The organism is Leadbettera azotonutricia ZAS-9 (genome assembly GCF_000214355.1).
In the GTDB taxonomy this organism is placed as follows: Bacteria; Spirochaetota; Spirochaetia; order Treponematales; family Breznakiellaceae; genus Leadbettera; species Leadbettera azotonutricia.
In genome coordinates this window covers 3690317-3712020 of sequence record NC_015577.1, presented here as the reverse complement: position 1 = coordinate 3712020, position 21704 = coordinate 3690317, and the positions used below count along the sequence as shown (strand labels likewise).

At 46.3% G+C, this 21704-nt stretch carries 19 protein-coding genes and 1 tRNA gene; 6 read left to right on the top strand and 14 right to left on the bottom strand.

Going from position 1 to position 21704, the window contains the following annotated elements; translation table 11 throughout:
- Position 1: 1 nt before the first annotated feature.
- The 12 genes from TREAZ_RS16410 to TREAZ_RS16345 all read right to left on the bottom strand — a co-directional run bounded on the left by TREAZ_RS16410 (position 2) and on the right by TREAZ_RS16345 (position 9061).
- Positions 2-283 carry a hypothetical protein gene (locus tag TREAZ_RS16410; RefSeq protein ID WP_015713021.1) on the bottom strand — a complete coding sequence of 94 codons (282 nt, stop codon included), beginning with the start codon at positions 281-283 and terminating at the stop codon, positions 2-4.
- A gap of 10 nt (positions 284-293) precedes the next feature.
- The gene (locus tag TREAZ_RS16405; protein ID WP_043923166.1) at positions 294-803 is read right to left on the bottom strand and encodes a hypothetical protein; all 510 of its coding nucleotides are present in this window, start codon (positions 801-803) and stop codon (positions 294-296) included.
- A gap of 322 nt (positions 804-1125) precedes the next feature.
- Positions 1126-1431, bottom strand: coding sequence for a hypothetical protein (locus TREAZ_RS16400; protein ID WP_043923165.1), 306 nt, complete (start codon positions 1429-1431; stop codon positions 1126-1128).
- A gap of 447 nt (positions 1432-1878) precedes the next feature.
- Positions 1879-2169, bottom strand: a complete 291-nt coding sequence (locus TREAZ_RS17945; RefSeq protein WP_083820334.1) for an excisionase family DNA-binding protein — start codon at positions 2167-2169, stop codon at positions 1879-1881.
- Positions 2170-2300: 131 nt separating this feature from the next.
- Positions 2301-3527, bottom strand: coding sequence for a tyrosine-type recombinase/integrase (locus TREAZ_RS18665; RefSeq protein ID WP_015713018.1), 1227 nt, complete (start codon positions 3525-3527; stop codon positions 2301-2303).
- Positions 3528-3641: 114 nt separating this feature from the next.
- Positions 3642-3712: transfer RNA gene (locus TREAZ_RS16375), tRNA-Gly, on the bottom strand.
- A gap of 78 nt (positions 3713-3790) precedes the next feature.
- Positions 3791-5485, bottom strand: coding sequence for an AMP-binding protein (locus tag TREAZ_RS16370; protein ID WP_015713017.1), 1695 nt, complete (start codon positions 5483-5485; stop codon positions 3791-3793).
- Positions 5485-6042, bottom strand: coding sequence for a helix-turn-helix domain-containing protein (locus tag TREAZ_RS16365; RefSeq protein ID WP_015713016.1), 558 nt, complete (start codon positions 6040-6042; stop codon positions 5485-5487). Before TREAZ_RS16365 ends, TREAZ_RS16370 begins: the two co-directional genes overlap by 1 nt.
- Before the next feature lie 33 nt (positions 6043-6075).
- Positions 6076-6870, bottom strand: a complete 795-nt coding sequence (locus tag TREAZ_RS16360; protein ID WP_015713015.1) for a PHP-associated domain-containing protein — start codon at positions 6868-6870, stop codon at positions 6076-6078.
- Positions 6871-6873: 3 nt separating this feature from the next.
- The gene (locus TREAZ_RS16355; RefSeq protein ID WP_015713014.1) at positions 6874-7749 is read right to left on the bottom strand and encodes a DUF4349 domain-containing protein; all 876 of its coding nucleotides are present in this window, start codon (positions 7747-7749) and stop codon (positions 6874-6876) included.
- A 122-nt stretch (positions 7750-7871) separates the two neighbouring features.
- On the bottom strand, positions 7872-8207 hold the full coding sequence (locus TREAZ_RS16350; protein WP_015713013.1) for an arsenate reductase family protein: 336 nt from the start codon (positions 8205-8207) through the stop codon (positions 7872-7874).
- A 5-nt stretch (positions 8208-8212) separates the two neighbouring features.
- Positions 8213-9061 (bottom strand): HRDC domain-containing protein, encoded by an 849-nt coding sequence (locus TREAZ_RS16345; protein WP_015713012.1) that lies wholly within the window; start codon positions 9059-9061, stop codon positions 8213-8215.
- Positions 9062-9142: 81 nt separating this feature from the next.
- Here TREAZ_RS16345 and TREAZ_RS16340 point away from each other — a divergent pair, with 81 nt between their 5' ends.
- Positions 9143-9592 (top strand): very short patch repair endonuclease, encoded by a 450-nt coding sequence (locus TREAZ_RS16340; protein ID WP_043923598.1) that lies wholly within the window; start codon positions 9143-9145, stop codon positions 9590-9592.
- On the opposite strand, the gene TREAZ_RS16335 is transcribed toward TREAZ_RS16340, so the two are convergent.
- Positions 9570-11267, bottom strand: a complete 1698-nt coding sequence (locus tag TREAZ_RS16335; protein WP_083820333.1) for a glycoside hydrolase family 5 protein — start codon at positions 11265-11267, stop codon at positions 9570-9572. The genes TREAZ_RS16340 and TREAZ_RS16335 overlap by 23 nt on opposite strands.
- A 50-nt stretch (positions 11268-11317) precedes the next feature.
- On the opposite strand from TREAZ_RS16335, the gene TREAZ_RS16330 reads away from it, so the two are divergent.
- A complete protein-coding gene (locus tag TREAZ_RS16330; RefSeq protein ID WP_043923162.1) occupies positions 11318-12130 on the top strand; it encodes a substrate-binding periplasmic protein in 813 nt (270 codons plus the stop codon).
- 22 nt (positions 12131-12152) lie between these two features.
- Here TREAZ_RS16330 and TREAZ_RS16325 read toward each other — a convergent pair whose 3' ends face one another.
- On the bottom strand, positions 12153-13445 hold the full coding sequence (locus TREAZ_RS16325) for a homocysteine S-methyltransferase family protein (RefSeq protein ID WP_015713007.1): 1293 nt from the start codon (positions 13443-13445) through the stop codon (positions 12153-12155).
- Positions 13446-13609: 164 nt separating this feature from the next.
- Here TREAZ_RS16325 and TREAZ_RS16320 point away from each other — a divergent pair, with 164 nt between their 5' ends.
- From TREAZ_RS16320 to TREAZ_RS16305, 4 genes are all read left to right on the top strand, one after another.
- Complete coding sequence (locus TREAZ_RS16320) at positions 13610-14506, top strand: DUF262 domain-containing protein (protein ID WP_052297707.1); 897 nt, start codon at positions 13610-13612, stop codon at positions 14504-14506.
- Complete coding sequence (locus TREAZ_RS16315) at positions 14454-15446, top strand: hypothetical protein (protein ID WP_043923161.1); 993 nt, start codon at positions 14454-14456, stop codon at positions 15444-15446. Before TREAZ_RS16320 ends, TREAZ_RS16315 begins: the two co-directional genes overlap by 53 nt.
- Entirely contained in the window at positions 15446-17872 is a 2427-nt protein-coding gene (locus TREAZ_RS16310; RefSeq protein ID WP_015713006.1) for a DUF262 domain-containing protein, read from the top strand. Before TREAZ_RS16315 ends, TREAZ_RS16310 begins: the two co-directional genes overlap by 1 nt.
- Positions 17873-18041: 169 nt before the next feature.
- Entirely contained in the window at positions 18042-21662 is a 3621-nt protein-coding gene (locus TREAZ_RS16305; protein WP_015713004.1) for an alpha-amylase family protein, read from the top strand.
- Positions 21663-21704: the final 42 nt, after the last annotated feature.

Genomic DNA, 21704 nt, shown 5'->3' with positions numbered 1-21704 from the left:
TTCACCACACCTCTCCATCGGAGCGGTTGCGGTACTCCGACATTAATGCAGGTTCATCTTTGCCGTTAAATGTTGGGGATGGATTACGAATCTCCATATCGAGATTGAAAAGTAAATTTTCCATCTGGCGGCTTAGATCCCCTGAATCAATCTTTTCGAGCGCGTTCTTCAAAAGCCTCTGGACTGAATGCGCGGCAGCCAGGGTTTCCGGCAGCTTAGGCAGGGCGGCGGCGGCACTATCAAGATTATCAATTTTGTCACGTATGCGGTTATAGTATTGCATGATTTGCTCCTTACACATTCGCGAAGGGGTTTGCTTCCCCTCGCGCTTCCCATGGGTTTGCGTTGAGCTCAAGCTCCGCATTTTTTTGGCTTCTCCGTTCCGTTGCTTTTTCAAAGGTAGTAGGACGTTGGATTTCCTGGTCAACCTTGTTTAAGAACCGGCTTAAGGTTTCGTTGAGGTTTGGCGCCTCAGGGGTGTAACCATCAAGATAATCAATAGCACCTTTAAGTGCATCCTTTATCACATCTTTGGAATACCATGTGTTTTTTATTTCCCTGGTATTTTTATACACGTTTTTCAAGCTCAATTCTCTTGGCCGTGTTTTTTCCGCCTCAGCTGCAGCCTCTTCCTGCATTTTCAGTTTCTCGTAATAGACGGCAAGCTGATCGTGCACCGCTTTAGTTATGATTTCCTGCACTTCTAATCGTGTGGCGTCTGATTTCTTGTTTGCCAATTCCTCATAGTGAAAGGCAATCTGCTCAATCCTGTCTAAGGCTTCTTGCGCTTTGTCTTCTGTCATAGCTCTCTCCTGAATCCTAAAAATATTCGAACGTCTAACAGACGTCTGCTCATTACTTAAAACAAACCCGTACCAAAAAGAAAAAATTCATAAAAAAGGTGCCAAAAACCCGCACGTGCTGAAAAGCACAGGCGGATTGTGTTTTACTATGTGCGTAGCACATATTATTTTTCCCTCTCCCTCTTTAAATATGTCTTTATAAAAATTCTCTGTCTTCTTACTCTTGTGTATTAATACGTGTCCGTTTTGGACACAAAGATTGTGTTCATTTCGGACACAATGCCATAAACTATTGTGTCCGTTTTGGACACAAAGATTTAATCTACTGAGTCCGTTTCGGACACAATGCCGGGTTCTCATAAACAACATATTTTGTATCACGGCGTTTATTCTCTCCTTGAATTTTTTCTACATAACCGGCTTTAATGAGTTCTCTCATGGCCGCTTCTGTTGGTTTTCTTCCGCTTGAACTTCTGACGAACAGATCCCGTAAATGTACTTCCCACGTTTCTGGTAACGATAGGAAATAGGCCAGCAGCCCTTTAGCCCCCCATGACAAGCCAGGGTCTTGAATTGATTCATTGTTCATCTGGAAAAATTCTTTTGTATGTTTGTCTTTGATTATCAATGGCTATGGGCCTTCTACATAATCTTGTAAAGGCTTTTGGCCCGGTTAATATTAATTACCTGACGCCCAAATTTACGTCGATACATACGTGCATATCGCAGAAGAGTATCAGGATAGTGCATTTCACCCGTAATATCAAAAACCCTCTGCTGTAGGTAGATTCCCGGGAATTGATACCCAGAGGGCATATCATCCAAAATTTGATATACCGTTTTCATTGCTGATTTTTTTCTCGGTAGTTTCATCTCGCGCCACCAGTCCGAGGCATAACCTTCAGGGCGATCTCCGCTTTTGTAGATATACGTATTATTTGCATTTGATGAAAAAATAGATCAATTCCAACTGACCCATATTCCGGTGAATTTCTAAGTAGTGATAATAATTCGGGCTTTATTTGTTCCAGTAATGTCTCAGCCCGGTCCTCATTCAATTGGTCCCGGATGTCCATTACTGTGCCTCGATCTGAGGCTTCATAGCCTTATTCTCAAGCTGCTGAATGAATGCCGAAGGAATTAACACTCTAGTGCCTATTTTTGTTGCGGGAATTTCGCCGGTTTTTATTCTCCGACTGATTGTCGGCCGGCTGATGTGAAGCAATTTTATAGCTTCGTCGATAGTAATAAACTGTGACATGGATAAACCTCCATTGCAAAATATTTTCTGCATATCGAGGGAGTATCCATCGAAATGCAGCAGATCATCCCTTAAAGAGATGATTGCCACACAACCCATTACCATTTATCAAGAATAAAAAATATTTGTCAATACTTGTCAAAACATTTTTATGTCTTTATTGTCTTTATTGTCTATAGCGTACCTTTTTGTCTAAAATAAATGAAAATATCTCAAAAACTTTTCTATTTTCACACCTACCCCTGCTTCAGGCCATCTTCTTTTTCCTCTTCCCCAAGGGTTTGAGATATCTTCTTAATCGCCCCGTCCACCGTGTGGAGGTAACCTTTTGTTGTGGCATAGTCCGAATGTCCAAGAAGATCCTGAATATACCGGATAGGTACGCCATCGTTTTCCAGCGCCGAAGCCAGACTATGCCTGGCCGAGTGAGGGACAATTTTCCGGCCTTCCAGTTTTATCCCCGCAGCCTCAAGCCATTTGGGGAGATGCCGGGATATATAATTTGCTGAAGGCTGCGTACCATCGGCGCGGGTGAAAACAAATTCGTGCGTGCCATAAGCCGTCCAAAGATCCTTGATCGCCTTTTGCAATTGTGCCGGGAAGGGAACCTCGCGGGTTTTATGCCATTTGGGATCCCCAAGCACCTTGATCTTTCTGCCATAATTCTTCCATGCGTGGATCAGATTTATTTTGGGGATATTCCAATCCAGGTCTTCTGGCTTAAGGCCCCATATCTCCGAGCGGCGCAGCCCTGCCCAATACATCGCCGCACATACCGCTCGATCCAGGGGGTCCGTGATGATACCCGGGGCAAATAGTTTGTTGAATTCAACCTCAGCAATAACATCACGCTGATGAGCTTTCTTTGACCTTGGGGCCTTAAGCCGGGAAAATGGATCCGACCAGCCAGGGTGTTCAAGCCAGTATTCATGGAAGGCCATACGGATAAACCTCAATATGATCTCATAGGTCCGGGTGCCGGCCAACTTTCCGCCTCCGCGATGCTCAAGCTTTTCTTTGTATCCAAGCCGTCCCTGAAAGACAAGGACATCGCCCTCCCCAACATCTGCCATCTTAAGCGCCATAAAGGGATCGTCTTTAAGATAACGGTTGTAATGGCCTCGGTATATTTCAATAGTCGCAGGTGAATAGGGGGCGCCTTCACCGATAAGCCTGGCCGCCCTCGGGTTATCCTCAAAAGCGGTGAATTTTCCCAGCCACATTCCGACTGTCATCTCCACGGCCGATATACGAGGGGCAAAATGGATACTCGGCAATATAGCCTTGGCTGCCTGTTCTGCCTCGTAGCGCCGTTCTCGCTTCCCCTCGACGGGTATTCCTGTAGACCGGGAGGTTCCATAGCGCTTGCTGAATTCATCCCAGAAGCGGGCATACCAAACAAGGCCGGATTTTGTTTCTTTTTTATAAAGGGAAAAAGAACGGCGGGGCCTTAATGGACGCATATATCCTTCCTTTGCCGAAAGTATCACTTTTTAGTGTGACTTCTGGCTTTCAGCGTGATATACCGCCCGTTTTCGGGTAGGCTTAATTCTTTATATTACAAGCAATTACTTCTAAGCGGACGACGGGAGTCGAACCCGCGTCACAAGCTTGGGAAGCTTGGATAATACCGTTATATGACGTCCGCATTAGGCGCTTAAGGCACAGCACCTTGAAATTCCAATATAGGGGAAGATATGCCGCCTGTCAAGGACTGTTCTACGGCTCAACCCCCGTCTTTCTTCCGTATCACGTTGCGCTGGATCTTGCCGCTGATGGTTTTGGGGAGTTCGCTGACGAATTCCACGATGCGGGGGTATTTGTAGGGGGCGGTGACGCGTTTGACGTGGTTTTGGAGCTCTTTTTTGAGGGCATCCGAAGGGGCGAAGCCTTTGGCGAGGACTATGGTGGCTTTGACGACCTGGCCGCGCATGGGGTCCGGGGCGGCGGTGACGGCGCATTCGAGGACTGACGGGTGCTCCATGAGGGCGCTTTCGACTTCGAAGGGGCCGATGCGGTAACCTGAGCATTTGATGACATCGTCGTTGCGGCCCACGAACCAGTAGTAGCCATCGGCGTCGTGCCAGGCCATGTCGCCGGTTTGGTACACGCCGTCGTGCCAGCATCTTGCGGTGACATCTTCATCCTTCCAGTAGCCGGTGAAGAGGCCGGGCATGATGGAGGCGCCCTTGGGGGAGTACATGTTTTCGCCAGCCGCAGTGATGGAGATGTTGCCTACTATGCCGTCGTCGCAGGCCTGGCCGTTTTCGTCCAGGAGGTTGAGGCCAAAGAGGGGGGCGGGCTTGCCCATGGAGCCGGGCCTCACTTCGAGCCATTGGAAGGTGGCAGCCATGATGGAAGTTTCGGATTGGCCGAAGCCTTCACGAATTTCGAGGCCCGTCTTTTCTTTTATCTGATGATAGACCTCGGGGCTCAAGGGTTCGCCGGCAACTGATGTGTGTTCGATGTAGGAGAAGTCGTAGCCTGAAAGATCTTCCTTTATGAGATAGCGGAAGATGGTGGCAGGGGCGCAGAAGGTGGCGGGCCTTATCCGGGCCAGGGCGTCGAGCATTCCTTTTGGGGTGAATTTTTCCGTGTCGTAGGCGCCTATGGCTGCCCCGCAGATCCACTGGCCGTAGATTTTGCCCCAGGCGAATTTGGCCCAGCCTGAATCGGTTTGGGTAAGGTGGATTTTATTGTCCTGCACGCACTGCCAGTATTTCGCAGTAACAATGTGGCCCAGGGGGAGGCAGTGATTGTGATACACCATTTTGGGCATACCGGTGGTGCCGGAAGAAAAATAGATCAGCATGGGTTCATGGAGTTTGGTATCTTTTTCTCCGGCAGGACGAATGAAATTTTCGCTGCTTTCGGCAATGATTTTGCCCATGTCGATAAAACCCGCCGGAATGGTGTTGCCTACAATGGCCCTGTGCTTGAGGTTCGGGCAGTCGGGCATGGAGGCTTCAATATTTTGAATGAGTTCGGCATCGTCCACGCTGATGAGCATTTTTACCTCCGCAATGTTGCAGCGGTAGATTATATCTTTTTGGGTTAGCTGGTAGGTGCCGGGAATGCAGACTGCGCCTATCTTTTCGAGGGCAGCCATAAGTATCCATACTTCGGGACGCTGTTTTAATATCAGCATTACTACGTCCCCTTTTTTGATTCCCAGATTGAGGAGGGCGTTGGCGGCTTTATCGCTTTGGCGCTTTATGTCGGTGAAGGTGAAGGACTTCATATCCCCTTCATCGTTTGTCCAGACCAGGGCGAGTTTTTTTGGCTGAAGCCGTGCCCATTCGTCCACTACATCATAGGCAAAATTGAAATTTTCAGGGACTTTGCAGCTGTAATTGGCATAAAAATCATCGTAACTTTCAAAATCAACATGGGGACAATAGCGTGATTGTATCTCGTTCATCAGTGCGCACCTTCCTGTATAATGGTGATGAATTTTGCGGGGCCTTTAACGGCGCTCTGGGCATGGGGGATGCCGGCATTAAAATAGACTGAATCCCCGGCGTCAAGTACATACTCGCGCACGCCGACAGTTACTTTTACTGTGCCTTCAACTATGTAGTTGAATTCCTGACCATAGTGGGTAACAGGCGCGGCGGCTGCCTTTGCAGGATCAAGGTAGACCAGGAGAGGTTCGAGGGTTCTGCCTTTGAAGTTGTAGGCAAGGCTGGTAAATTCATAACCCGGATAGCGTTCCACCCTGACGCCCTTGCCCGACCGGCAGACAGCCGCAGTATCCATGCGGGGATCTTCCCCGGTGAGCAATACTGTGGCGTCAACCCCAAGCTTTGCGGATATATTATAGAGGGCGCTTATGGGTATGTCCAATTCGCCTGATTCGTATTTGGCATAGGTTTCAAGGGGTATGGCTATGTCCCTTGCCATATCCATGGCGCTTATCTCCATAATCTCCCGGAGTTCTTTTATCCTCCCGGGGATTTGAGCCAGATTGTCTTTCATGCGGACCTCCTGTACTATTTAGTAGTAATACTACTAAAGATTCAAAAACTTCCTGATATCCCTGGCGATTACTTTTTCCTGGGCATCGAGGATCTCTACCGGTATTATTGTGTCTTCATTTCCTCTGAGATCGCAGCGGCCGGGGCAGATATTGAGCCTTGCGATATTGTTCCCTTTGACAGCTACGACATAATCAGCGATGGTTTCCATTTTTTTATCGAGCCATACACCAAGAACGTTTCCTTCGCGCACATCGCAGGCTTCATGTATATCGGAACCGGCGGTAACAGGGAGGCCCAGCTTTTTGGCGTATGCCCAGGCCAGGGCATCGTAGGATTGCTCAGAATTTCCCCCATTGGCTGCCTCCACACCATGAACCAGGGCGCTTGCAAGCGTTACCCTGCGTATGTAGAAATGCTGCCTGAATGGATGGGCCTGAACCACGCAGCCCCCGGCCCTGCCAACTCCTTCGAACTGCTGTTTCCTCGACCATGATGCAGACTCGGGGTGTTCCATGAGCCATGCCTTGTCGAGGCCATAGATGAGGTAATCATCGCCGTCGTAGGTTTGTTCCCAGCCGAAGAAAACGTCGAGGCCTTTGCGGGCGCCTTCTTCACGGGCGTCTTCCCAGCCCCTGCAAAAAAGCTCTATGCGCCGCTTCCAGGGGAGGCTGCGGTCCACTGCGCTGTTCCCGCCGAAAAAGTGATCCGTGATGATGATGCCGGTGTAGCCGAGGTCTTTGTACCTGGAGATGTATTCCCGGCCCCTGGACACACCGCAGGCTGAAGCCTGGCTAGTGTGCATGTGGGTTTCGTAGAGATAGGGCACTTGCTAGCTCCTTTTCCCCGATGCAAGCCGCCAGAGTTTTTTAATAAACCCGATGCGCCCGAAGAGTATCCAGAAAAGGAGGACAACGATAAGGATAGCCGGAACACCGTAAATGATGACGCCGAGTAAGACCACCACAGCTCCCTGGGCAATTTCGCCAAACGAGCCAAAGAGTTCGGAGAGGCGTTCGCCCATTGTTGGGGCCGAATAGGAAGAAACCGCTACCGGGCCCTGGAGCTCAAGATCGACCGTGGCATAATCCACCAGGTTTGAAAGATTGCGGAGCTGTGTCCCTGTCCAGTCTATTTCCTGCTGGAGCTCGGCAATGCGCTTTTCAACTGTCATGATTTCGTCAATATCTTTTGCTTTGGAAAGATATCCCTGATAGGTTTTAAGCAGCTCCTGTTTTGTGGAAAGCCGGCCTTCAAGATCGTAGTATCTGAGGGTCACATCTTCGGCGCTTTCAGTACGCCGCAGCACCCTTCCAAGGTTTGCGGCTTCCTTGAGAAAGGCATCGTAATATTTGGAAGGAACCCGGACCGTGTAGTCGCGGGAGTTTTCGTAGATTCTGGTTGAAGATGACCAAGCCTCGTATTTTGCCATAAGGTCTGCAAGGGGTTTTTCAGCAGCTTCAGGATTTTCTACCCTTATGCGGAGTTCCGCCTGATAGACGAGTTTTCTGCTCTGCTGGGTTGGGATTTCCGCAGCGCCGGCATCCCCGGCAGCGTATTCAGCATCAGCCTGGGGAGATTCCATGGCTTCCCCATAGGCCGCCCTGCCATAAGAGGCCGCCGCTTGTTGGCCGCCGCTCATGCTGCAGGCGCAGATCAAAAAGATAACGCAGAGGATGAGAATATACGGGGCCGTTTTTCGCTTCATACTGTATTTCCATTATGGAGGAAACAGCGAATGAATTCAATCGTTTGCTTTGAAATCCAGCCATCTATAGAGTTGGCGATTGCTGTCTGCGCCCTGCCAGTGTCTGAATTTATTGAGGGAAATCAATTAAAAGTTTTCCAGGCATTTTCGTCGAGCCCGGCTGCTGCCTTGCCCTTGCCTGCCCGTACCAGGGGTGTCTTGTAGAGTCCAGCGTTAAGGAGCAATTCTTCGCGGCTGTTGTAATCCATATAGGCGAGGCCTTTTTCTTTGGCCGCAGGGCTTTCCAGGTCCAGAAGCGTATCGCAGCCCCCCAGGGCAGCTGCCATGTCGTCGAGTTCTCCGGGGCTGGGGGGCTTTATGCCCATATCCCTGAACTGTGTTTCTATGCCCCTGTCCTTAAAAAAACGGAGGGCTTTTTGGGTACTCCTGCATTTTTTGGTTCCGAAGATTTGTATCATGGTCTTTATGCCCTTAATGCTTCTTCCATCATATGCCGCATTTTATCCTGGCTCTCGCCCGATAATCTGCCGCTTAGCTTTATATCATTTAAATTCTTTATGCGGTTAACCAAGTCAAATAAAATATCGTTATTCAGGATGTGAAAGGGGGGCAGGTCGTATTCTTTCGCAAAGGATTCCCGTATGTCGAACAATTTTTTGAATAATTCCTTTTTCGGGGCCGACAATTTTTTGTACTCGAATCTTTTGAGCAGGCCGGGGATCTTTTCTTTTGCAGGGATGAAATTTTTCCGTAATATCTCGTACAGCAATTCTTCATATTTATTTTTGGATTTAACTTGTTCCATTAATATATCTTTCAATTTGAATAAATGGGCCACATCATTCAGAGCGTATTCCATAGCATCAATGCGAATCGGGCGTGTTGTCCAATTGTGGGACTGGTATTTCTTTTTGTTTTTTATTTCGATATCAAGGAAATGATCCAGGGCGAAATCCAACCCATTGCGTTCTGCGTCTAAAACATCGACTGCTATTTGTAGGTCAAACAGGTTTTGTATCTGTGTCCCATACTGGGAATAGACAAGGCTGGCGTCAGATTCTGCCCCATACATTATTTTAACGGTGTTTTTATCCAGCAGGAATTTTTTGATTTCATCGTTTTCTATATTTAGGGGATCGATGATAAAATATGTTTTGCCGTCAAAAATTTGTATCAGGCACAGCTTTTCGCCATAAGCATGGAGATTAAATTCACACTCAAAGTCCATTGCGATTATGCTAATGCCCTCATTGGCCAAATAATTGTAAAATTTTGACAGCTTTGGCCCGGTCTCAATTAATTTAAAATCCATTGCTCTTTATAATTTATCCGTTTCCATTTGTCAAGGGAACTGTTGACTAAGATCCGCCCTGGGATTATCCTTTATCAAAACATGAATAATGTCAGCGAAACACGCCATAGGACGATGAGCCGCATAAAAAACAAAGACACGGATATTGAATTGCTGTTTAGAAAGGCATTATGGCATGAAGGAATCAGGTACAGGAAAAATTATCCTGCCCTTCCCGGGAAGCCGGATATCGCGATTACCCGTTACAAGATAGCAATATTCTGTGATGGGGAATTTTGGCATGGCAAAAATTGGCAAAAACAGAAAAGCAAGATTAAAAATAACAAGGAATACTGGATTCCAAAAATAGAAAATAATATGGCCAGGGACAATAAAAAAGAACAAGAATTGTTCCGCCTTGGATGGATAGTATTGCATTTTTGGGGTGAAGAGATAAAAAAGGACACGGCAGCCTGCGTGTGGGAAGTCAAAGAACACATTATAAAATGCCAAAGCGAATCGAGCGGATTTAATGATCCCCGATTATCTTAATGCTGTCAAAATAAATGATGCAGCCCGGAAGCTCGCTCTCTGCCTGGAATGCAAGGCGTTCAATATTGTCCCAGGCAAAAAGACCCTTGGGGTCGCGCCATTCTGATGTTTTGTTGATCCATGCGCCTTGTTCTTTCATTTCCTTTAAGGGAATATAAATGGTGTGCCATTGATTGTCGGGGGGAAGGTTTGTTTTGTTGATGGAAAAACGCATACGCCAGGGAACGCTGACGGCGTTTTCGTAGCGGATTAATTGAACATCGAAGGCCGCAGTTTTATTCGTACGGGCTTTGAATTCCAGGGCATAGCCCTGGCTTGTCAAGTACTCCCAATCGATTTCAGGGCTCAAATTGAAAGAAAATTCGCTGTATGTGCTGATTTTGCTCCAGGAAACCGCATATTTTCCTTCGGCCGCTTCTTTGTTATACAGATCAAGGACGCTTTGATCCCAATGGTTTATTCCGACATCCTGGCCGGTATAATCTTCGTAGACAATAAAATTATTCTTGATTTTTTCTATAGGGTGCTGGGCAGGCGCCGTAAAGCCGAGGGCCGACGCAATTTCAATATCAAGGTCAGAATTGATATTGCCGCCTTTTTCAGTGTTGAATAAACCAAAATTGGTATTGTAATCCCAATTAGCCCAGGCAATACTGCGTTCCGCTAAAAGTTTTGCCACTGTTTTGTACCAGCGCAGCCTGTCTTCCGGCAGACATGAACCTATCTTCACGCCGAATTCACCGCAGAAAAGGGGAACTCCCCCTCGGGAAGCTGAAAATTGCACAGCCCGATCCAGGGTCTCGGCAAGGGATGCGGGGTCCGCAAGGCGGGCATATTTTTTGTAATCCTCTTCGACCGCAGTTCCTTTTAAATCGGGGGGCAGGGCCGGGATGCTGTGGGCCGAGGCGGGAAAAGGAAGCCCCTCTAGATTGGTCAGCAAGGGCGGGTCGCCCCAGTCAGCTCCCTGGTGGGTGAAAATGTGGGGATCGTAAAAATGGAAGGTATATAAAAGATTTTTGTCATTATAAATAGGAAGGTTTTCCAAAGCCCAAATGGAATTCCATTCGTTCCCGCCGACAATGATCGTGTGGGTCTTATCCTTCTGTCGTATTGCTTCGATAGCTTTGCCCTGGGCTAGGCCCCATGCCTCGGCAGAAATGCCGTAAGGTTCATTGAGGATTTCATAAAGGATGAATTGGCTGCGGTTTTTATAATGATCTGCGATTTGCGCCCAAAGCGGAACGAGAAAAGCATCGATGGCATCGGCGGTGGGACCGTTTGATCCGTCCGAGGAATGGTTGTCCAGGATGATGTAGATTTTGTATCGCTCGGCCCAGTCTACAGCTTGATCGAGGAGATCGAAAAGCAGGGGATCGACAATATAATCCGGCCCTGCCATGCTGCTGAATTGTATGGGCAGCCTTATGATATTGATTCCAAGGGCTTTAAAATTTTTAAAATCAGCTTCGCTGAACCTGCCGAAGGGAATACTATGCGCCGAATCCACCTGCTGAAACCAGCTTGCAAGATTTGTACCTTTTGAAAAATCGCTTATGGCAGACTCCAAATTTTCCTGCTTTCCTGCCTTCTGGTTAACAGCAGAACCGCCTGCGCAGGAAACCAAAATTAAAAAATGAATACAGAACATAACAATGGCAGCAGGCATATATTTCATTGCCTTATTTTACTTGACAATCCGGTGTTTTGGCAATATATCTATGGAAAGTGAAATTGAAAACGATTATTTGTCTGATTCTGGCATTTCTGATTGTAGTTGGCATTGCATTTATGACCAGGCAGCCCCGGCAGAAGCCTCACGGCCTGACTATTAAAGAAGGGGAACTGACGGTCGGCGTCGAAATCGGCTATCCACCCATGGAGTACCTCGACACCGATGGAAAAACGCCTGTTGGTTTTGATGTGGAGCTTGCCCACAGGCTCGCGGAAAAGCTCGGCCTTAAAACTGTTTTTGTTGATACCGCATGGGACGGCATTTTTGACGGTGTCGAAATCGGCAGGTACGATTGCATTATTTCTTCCATTACGTATACTGACGAGCGTCTCAAAATCCACAATTTCACAAAGCCCTATATCGGCACTGCCCAGGTTATGATTGCCCTTAAGGGAGCGCATGTCGACGCTCGTTCACCGGAAGAAACCGCAGGGCTCAGCGTTGCGTTTCAGGGCGAGACGGTTTCGCAGCGGTACATGGAAAAGCTTGCCGCCCAGGGCGTGGATTTTGTCCCTTTGGCGTATGACAAAATCCTCAATTGTTTTGAAGAATTAAGGCTTGGCAGGGTGGACACCATACTTTGCGATACCCTTGTAGCGTCTTTTTATCTCTCCCCTGATAATAGCGATTTTGAAATTATCTGGCTGGGCCCGTCAGACGAAATTTTTGCAATTTGTTTAAAAAAAGGCAATGATGCACTGACAGAAGCTTTGGACAAAGCATTGGATGAATTATATGCCGAAGGCATTTTGGCAAAAATGTCCTGGGATTATTTTAACAGGGACATGGTCAGTTCGGTACGGTAATGGGCGGAATTTTTTCCGCCCATTAAATTATCCTTCCCCCATAATCGCGTATAAGACGGACCTTTTCCCTATATTCCGCACTGTCTTCTTTGGCGTTTTTATACCTGACCAAAGCACAGCCCTGGACGCATTTAAGGGCTGCCTCAATGGTTTCCCAATTTTCGCTTTCTATGATGAGCTGGAGCTCTGCAAGAACGGGAAAGCAATTTGAAAGGAAGATGAAATTTTTTGCAGTACCCCCAGGGTCCCGCGATTTATCGGTGTTGAGAATCAAGGTCTTGGCGCCCCTTTCAGCTTTTTCCCGGGCAAGTTCGACAGCCTCCTCGTAATCCCCCGAGTCAATGGCCGCCTGAAACGCATTGACGGATGCGGGCACCCGGGGTTTATAATTTTTGGCGAGAGAGGCAATGGCGGCTATATGCGCAGGGGTGGAACCGCAGCAGCCCCCAATAATGTTCACGAGCCCTTCCTTTAAATAGGATTCGATGTGAGAAGCCATGATGGCGGGGGTTTGGCTGTAATTGCCTTGCCTGTCAGGGAGGCCCGCATTGGGGTATGCGCCGACCAGGCAGGGACTCGCGGCAGAGAGGCGGGCAAGGTGGGGCTTGAGGCTGTCTGCCCCGAAAGAGCAGTTAAGGCTTAAAGCCCAGGGGTTGGCCGGCAGCATGGCTCTGCAAAAACCTTCCAGGGTTTGGCCTGTGAGAAGACGGCCACCTTCAGAAAGCGTAGCGGAGACCATCACCGGGATGCTGACGCCCCGCTCCTGTTCGATGCGCCTGATTGCAAAGAGGGCGGCTTTGGCGTTGAGGCTGTCGAAAACTGTTTCTATGAAGAGCAGATCCACACCGCCGTCAATGAGCCCCCTGGCATTGTCATAATAGGCAGCCTCAAGCCCGTCCCAGGCGACCGCCCTGTTTAAAGGGTTGTCAATGTCGGAGGTGATGGAGGCGCTTTTGGCAGTAGGGCCTAAGCTGCCCGCCGCGAAGCGGGGCTTTTGGGCTGTGGAAAATTTATCCGCCGCTTTCTTGGCTATGGCGCCGGCAGCCCTGCTTATCTCGTAGGCCCTGTTTTCAAGATCATAATCCTTAAGGGATATTGATGTGGCGTTAAAACTGCATGTTTCGATAATATCCGCCCCAGCCTCAAGGTAGGCCTCGTGGATGCCCGTGATAAGCCCTGGCTTGGTGATATTGAGCATGTCATTGCATCCATCAACCGGGCCAGGGTGGAGAGCCTGGAGCATGGAGCCCATGGCCCCATCCAGGATGATGATCCTTTCAGAGGCGATTTGATTGAGGAGAGAACGCGTATCCATGGGTGGACTATAGCACGAGCGGCCTGGAATTTGAAGGGATTGTTGATTTGAATGCTTTGAGAAAATTAAGAATAAAGGCAATTTCGGCTCTTTATTAGTGCCCTCTGGTATTTTGACCATTGCTAGATTATACTATTGTCGAAACTTAAAGAGGAGCTCTAGTAATGACACATTTGGAACCAATGCCTATCAATGATTTGATGGAGTATCAATTTTTCATTCCACACTATCAACGTGGTTATAGATGGACTGAAACACAAGTTCTTTCATTGCTTAAGGATATATGGGAATTCAATCCCCAAAAGGAAGAATCATTTTATTGCTTGCAGCCGATTGTAGTAAAGAAACGCAATGAAGAGCCAAAAAAAGATTGGTATGAAGTAATAGACGGGCAACAAAGATTAACTACTATATTTCTTATACTAAAAAATCTTGAGGCACCGCTAAAAGGGCAAAACATAAAAGATTTAGCTTACGCCACGCGAGAAGACAGTGAAACATTTTTAAGAAATATTAATGAAGCAGATTCTAATAAATATATAGATTTTAAACATATCTATAATGCTGACAAGACTATTAAAGAATGGTTTGAAAAATTTAATAAAGATAAAACTTTTGAAACAAAGCTAATGCTAAAACTTATAGATAAGACAAGAGTTATATTTTATGAAGTTGATAATAAGGAAGATGCTTATGAGATATTTACAAGATTAAATATTGGAAAAATATCTCTCACCAATGCAGAATTGATTAGAGCGTTATTTTTAAGAAAATGGAAAGAGGAAAATATTGCCACTGATGCATTCTATTTAAAACAATTGCAGATAGCATCTGAGTGGGATCAAATTGAAAAGAAATTACAAGAAGATTCCTTTTGGTATTTTATCTATAACTCGTCAGAAGCTGAAAAAGGCAAGCCAAAATATGCGACGCACATTGAATATATTTTTGATTTAATAAAAGAAAAACCATCTGATCAAGAGACATATTACACTTTCAATGAATACTATGAAGAATTCGAAGAAAGCAGAAAAAAATACAGGTGTTCCAGATACGGATAAATTTTGGCTCATTATAAAGAAATATTTTCAAAGATTAGAAGAATGGTATAACGATTCTCTTTTTTACCATCTAATAGGTTTTTTAATTATGACCGCAGAAAATGGAGAGAATGAATTACGTGTAATTATCAGTGAAAGTGACAAACATGAAACGAAATATGATTTTAAATTTTATCTTGTTGAGCGTATAAAAGAAAGATACCCCAGTTATAAAAATATTGAAACGCTAAACTATAATGATCCTGATCTAAAACCAACATTATTATTATTTAATATTTTAACAATCATTACATCTCAAAAACAAGATATGCGGTTTCCGTTTAATTCATATAAAACTCAAGACTTTGACGTTGAACATATTTATTCACAGACAGATAAAATAGTCAAAAAAGGGCAGGAATCCATTAAATGGGCAAATGCTATTTTGGAATATTTTACGGGCTGTGAAGAACTGGAACAGCAGCAATTATATTATAATGAAGTCAATTCGGGAAATAACCCAAAAAATAAAGATGATTTTGCTGACCTACAGATTGAAAAAGAATCGCTTGATTATATCTTTACCGAATTATTCAAAATTAGTAAAGATGACAAGAATTCAAAAATTCAAGATGTTTTTTACCGGATTCAAAAAATTTTTAAAGAAGACAGGCCAATAGGTACGCATTATATTTCCAATTTAGCACTGTTAGATGCCAGTACAAACAGAGCTTATAAAAACTGGATTTTTCCGGTAAAACGTTCTATTATATTAAAAAATGAAAAATCCGGACAGTTTATACCTTTATGTACAAAGAATGTCTTTATGAAAGCATATAGCAAGCGTTTTACCGAAATGATGTACTGGAATCCTAGTGATGCGGATGCATATTTTAATGCAATAAAAACAACTTTATTAAAACTTGATACACTAATTGACGATTTAGAGGAGAATAGATAATGTGTGAAACAGGAAAATTATCCGAAAGCCGATTAACTTTTTTGAAAGTAATCAGGAAATATGACATTGTTATTCCTATTATACAGAGAGATTACGCACAAGGCCGTGTAAGCGAAGTTGAAAAACGTGATGCTTTTCTTGATAAATTACGTGAATATTTAGATGCCGATACGGCAAACCATGACCTTGATTTTGTATATGGAAATCTTACAACGGTGAACAAACGCCCGGTTTTTATCCCCCTTGATGGACAGCAAAGATTAACGACACTGTTTTTGTTGCATTGGTATCTAGCAATTAAAGATTGCAAAATTAAGGAATTAAGAGAAGATTTTGTATATACCGAAAGCGATAAACCAAAATCAAAGTTTTCCTATGAGACACGGACAAGCTCGCGGGAATTTTGTGATACTTTGCTGTCTAAAGATATAGATATATCAAAAATGAATAATCTTAAATCAAAAACAATATCTAACATTATTACGAAAAGTTCTTGGTATTTTTCAACATGGGATACTGATCCGACAATACAATCAATGCTTAATATGCTTGATAGTATTCATCTTAAATTTAATGACGCCGTGAATTATTATAAACGATTGGCAGATCCAAATAAAGAAATAATAACTTTTCAATTTCTTGAACTTAATGATTATGGATTAACTGATGATTTATATATAAAAATGAATGCACGCGGTAAACCGTTGACCGAGTTTGAAAATTTTAAGGCAAAATTGGAACAATATATTGAAAAATTAAATTTGTCTGATAGGTATACAATTGTAAATGAAGATGTCCTGGTACATAAATATTTTGATAAAATGATTGATACTGATTGGACTAATTTGTTTTGGGCACACAGGCCATCAGAAAATTCTGATATTGATCACTTGCTTATGAATTTTCTTAAAATTCTTATTGTGAATCATCGCGCGGAAAAAGACAATTTTCCAAAATCTTTGTTTCAGGAATCCGGTATGTCTTTTAGCCAATGTGAAAAATATAGTTGTCTTGATGGACAATTTATTCTTGACCTTATTGCTATTTTGGATATGCTAAAAAATGGGAATAAAACAGTAAAAACATATATTCCTCAGGCATTTTATTTTTATGACGAATTAGAATATTTTGATAGAATAATTAACAATAAATTTGACGGTGCTGGTTATGAAAATAGAATAGTGTTTTTTGCATATTGCCAGTATTTGATTTCTAGAAAAGGAAATATTGATCCCAATGAATTAAAGCATTGGATGCGTATAATAAGAAATTTGGCAAAATATACAAATTATAACAGAGAAGAAGATTATCTTCGTTCTATCAACGCAGTTAAACAGTTATTACCGGCAAAGGGTACGAGTATACTTATCCATATTAGCAATATTTCAGGCAAAGATTTCTTAGGTTTTGATAATGTTCAATTTCTTGAAGAGCAAATAAAAGCATGTTTGCTGCTTCGGGAAAATAATGATTGGAAAAAACAGATTCAGGATGTAGAGGAGCAAAAATATTTTGATGGACAAATTGGATTCTTGTTTTTTCTGAGTGATATTGAAAGTTATTACAATAAAAACAATAATTGTAAATGGTCGGCAGAAGATGACAAAGAATATCGTGAAAAGTTTAGCATATACAGTAAAAAGGCAAAGGCTGTGTTTGATGACAATGGGGTAAGAGAATTTGCTAATCATGTGTGGGAGTGTGCGTTATTAGTTCATGGTGATTATCTTCTTGAAAGAAGTTCTAATCAAAGCTTTCTTAGGAACATTCAGCGCGATATAAGCTGGAAACGATTCTTAAAAAGAGATCGTTCCAATATGAGTTCAGGGATTATCAAATCCATATTTGAAAAAATAAAAGCTGAAAATATTGAGCAATCACTTATAGAAATAGTAGAATTGGAAAAAAAGGAATCGGCTATTACCGATTGGCGTTCACAGTTTATAAATCAAAGTGACTTATTTAATTATTTGGAAAGTGCTGATAGGTATGTCCGCAAGAACTCAAAACAGGGTTTCGTACTTTTAAAAGGCGAGCGAATGAGCGGTAATCATGTAGAGCTTTATACATATTCGTTATTTTTGAAATACGGAGAAAACAGTTTTAAACCGTTTAGTAATTTGAAATATTATGAAGTTGCAAGTGATGATGTGAGTGATCCTCCACGGGCCTATTTGGAATGGGTATGCAATACTATTGCATATCAACTTGATATTTGTTTTGTTGATAATCAGTACTTGTTATTATTTACTGATAAGACATCTATAAAGAAAACTTATTTGCAGCCTATTGTTGACGGCTTAATGCAATGCAATTTCAGGGAGGACATAAATAATGGGGATATACGTTATAAAACAGAAGTATCATCATCAGAAGTTATCGCAACGATAAATAACCTTTGCGTTTCTTTAACAAGGATTTCCTAAAACTCTGTCAATTTTCCCTTTCTCGTATTATACTTTTCCTATAATATATTGGTGTATTATAAAATGGGAATAAAGAGGTGAAAAAATGAAGGCTGTACGCATATCCTTGTCCAAATTCGAGAATCCTGCGGCCCCCAGGGGGCGGAAGGCTGCCAAAAGGCGGGCGGTGATGGAATTCCACATCAGGCAGGAGGTCAGGAAGGAATGCGGCATCGAGGACAGCCTTTTTTCCCTCACAGGCAATGTGGTCCTGACGGACGTGAAGCAGGTCCGGGCTCTGACGGTGAAGCTCAATTCGAGGGTGGATGGGGCTGCGCATCCTGAGCTGATTGTGAAGGCCGGGCAGCTCAACGCTATGGGGCTTATAGACGAGATTCTGCACTATATGGTGGCCCTTTACCGGGAGCAGGTCCAGTCCGATGTTTTTGATTCGGCTCTGGAACGAATAAACCAGAATTTGGGTGCTCGAGATGCCGATGGTATGTTACATACCTTTGGTATGTTGTTTCCGCCTAAAAAAGTATACACTGGCAAAGCTTCAGTGGAACAGTATCTTGAGGAGAGCGAGGACGGCGAAAGCTGCCGTTCTTTGAGCCTTGAGGAGCTTATGCTTCTGGCCCTGGCGAACCTTAACCCCGCGTTTAAGCCGTTTTTCTTCCTGTTTGGCGATACTGACCTCAGGTTGAAGACGGTTTACCCCGGCGCTATCGAGGAACTCAAGGCTCATTTTGCGGAGCTTCCGGTTTTTGGGCCCGAGGGCATGAATTTGTGGGATCTTCTGCGGGCGCCGGCCTTGGCCCATCCGGATTCCTTGACAGCCCAGCTTGAATTCATGAGGAAGCGCTGGGGCCTCCTTATCAGCAAGTACATGGGGCGGCTTCTTACGAGCCTTGATGTGATAAAAGAGGAAGACAAGCCTTTCTTCGGCGGGCCTGGTCCCACCCAGGTGATGGAATTCGGCTGGATGGAGAACGAGTACGAGCATTTCAGCCCGGACCAGGAGTGGATGCCCCGGACAGTGCTGATGGCAAAGAGTACCCTGGTGTGGTTGTACCAGCTGACCAGGAAATACCACCGGGAGATTGCCCGGCTGGATCAGATTCCCGACGAGGAGCTGGACGAGCTTTCGCGGCGGGGCTTTACGGGCCTTTGGCTCATCGGGCTGTGGGAGCGGAGCAATGCCAGCAAAACCGTGAAGCAGTGGACGGGGAACCCCGAGGCTGCCGCCAGCGCCTATAGCCTCCACGATTATGATATTGCGGAAGAGCTTGGCGGATGGGGCGCCCTGCAGAACCTGCGGGAACGCTGCTACCGCCGGGGCGTCAGGCTTGGTTCGGATATGGTGCCGAACCATACGGGCCTGGACAGCCGCTGGGTCATGGAAAACCCCGACCGCTTCCTCCAGCTCAAGTTTCCTCCCTACCCCACCTATACCTTTAACGGCGGGAATCTCTCGAACCGCGAGGGCGTTGGCATCTATCTCGAAGATCATTATTACAACCGCACCGATGCAGCGGTGGTGTTCAAGCGGGTGGATTTTCATTCCGGGGATACCCGCTACATCTACCACGGCAACGACGGGACTTCCATGCCCTGGAACGACACTGCCCAGATTGATTTCCTCAACCCCGAGGCACGGGAAGCGGTGATACGCACCATTATCGGGGTCTGCCAGCAGTTCTCCATCGTGCGTTTCGACGCTGCCATGACTTTGGCGAAGCGGCACATTCAGCGCCTGTGGTACCCCGAACCGGGCCACGGAGGAGATATCGCAAGCCGCTCGGAACATGCCCTTGCTTCCGCGGAATTCAACCGCCGTATCCCCAACGAATTCTGGCGGGAAGTGGTGGATCGCTGCGCTACCGAGGCGCCCCATACCCTGCTCCTGGCTGAAGCGTTCTGGATGATGGAAGGCTACTTTGTGCGTACATTAGGTATGCACCGGGTGTACAACTCGGCCTTCATGAACATGCTTAAAAACGAAGAGAACGCCAAGTACCGGGCCACCATAAAGAACACCCTGGAATTCGACCCCGAGGTGCTCAAGCGTTTTGTGAATTTCATGAACAACCCTGACGAGGATACCGCAGTGGCGCAGTTCGGCAAGGGGGACAAGTATTTCGGCATCGCCACCCTCCTCGTGACCATGCCTGGCCTCCCCATGTTCGGGCACGGGCAAATCGAAGGCTTCGAGGAAAAGTACGGCATGGAATACCGCCGTTCCTACCGGGACGAAAAGCCCGACCAGTACCTCATTGATCGCCACGAGCGGGAGATCTTCCCCCTTATGAAGAAGCGCCATGTTTTCTCGGGCAGCGCCGACTTCTGCCTCTACGACCTGGTGAACCCCGAGGGGAGCATCAACGAGAACGTTTTCGCCTATTCAAACCGTGCGGGGGGCGATATGGCCCTGGTGTTCTATAACAACGCCTATGGCCGCGCTTCGGGCTGGATCAGGCGGGGGGCGGTTTCGATCCCCCAAAAGGACGGCACTTCCAGGCAGGACAGCCTTTGCGAAGCCCTTTCGCTTCATGGCGAGGATCGTTTCTTTACGATCTTCAGGGAGCAGAGGGCCGGCCTTTGGTATGTGCGGTCGTCGAAAGAGATTGCCGAGCGGGGCCTTTTTGTGGGCCTCAACGGCTACGAGGCCCAGGCTTTCCTCGACATCCACGAGGCTGAAGATGTGCCTGGCGCGGAAGCAGGCAGCTGGAACGGCCGTTGGGCAAGGCTCAACTTTGAACTCAACGGCCGGGGAGTCAAGGATCTTGAAGCAGCCCTCCTTGATATCTACCTTGGCGAACTCTATGCCCCCTTCAATCTTTTCTTTAAGCCTGAAAGGATGGAGCAGCTTTCCCGCTTCTTTACTCCCGGGAGTTCCGCGGCAGAGACCGAGGAGGAGGCCCGCAATGCCCAGGCCAAGAAGGCTGAATTCGTGGACTACTTTAAACAGCCGGTGCTGGCCTTTGCCGATACCGCGGCCAAATACCTTGCAGGCATCAAGGGAGGCTACGAAGCCTTCAAGACCGAAAATGAATATGCCCCTCCGGAACAGTCCTGGGCGGGATTCTCCGCTTACCTTGAACGCCTTATCCTCATGGCTGAGACGGAGGAGGGCAAGGACATTGCGGCCCGTCCGCAGGTCGCAGTATTGGTGTTGGGTTATGGTGTGCTGACCCTGCTCCGTTCCATTCTTGGCAAAGGCTCAAACGGCGAGGAAGCCGCGCGCCTTGCCGACCATTGGCAGCTGGTCCGCAAGCTGCGCGAGTGCTGGGAGAAGCTGGGCGTCAGCGCCGATGAAGCCAGGCGCATTGCCGCCCTTGCACGCATGGTGCTTGCGAGGACCAGCCCCGCCGATCCTTCGCTCTACGCCGGTGCTCTCAAGGCTGATGAACTGGCAGCCGCCCTGGTGCTTGAGAATTACGATGCCGACGATTTCCGCCAGGCCTTGGCAGTGAACCGCTTTGAAGATATCACATGGTTCAACAAGGAAGCCTTTGAAGAAACCATTTCGCGGTCCAGCCTTTTCCTTATCCCCGAGGCCGCCATTGCTTTTGGCGATAGCGGGGAGGACACTTCGGAAAAATGGAAGAAGCGTGCCGGCGTTATCAGCGCGGCAGCCAGGAGTCTCCTCAAGGCTGAAAAAGCCTCGGGCTACAGGCTCGAGGAACTTCCCGGAGTGCTGTCCGGGGCAGGGACCAAGCAGGGGAAGGCTGCGCCCAAGCCGGCGAAAACAGCCGGCAAAGGCGCAAAAAAGGCTGAACCGAAAAAGACCAAACCGAAAAAACGCTAATTCCGGTGTTTTTGACGGTTTCTGGCGCAAAAAAGGGGGATC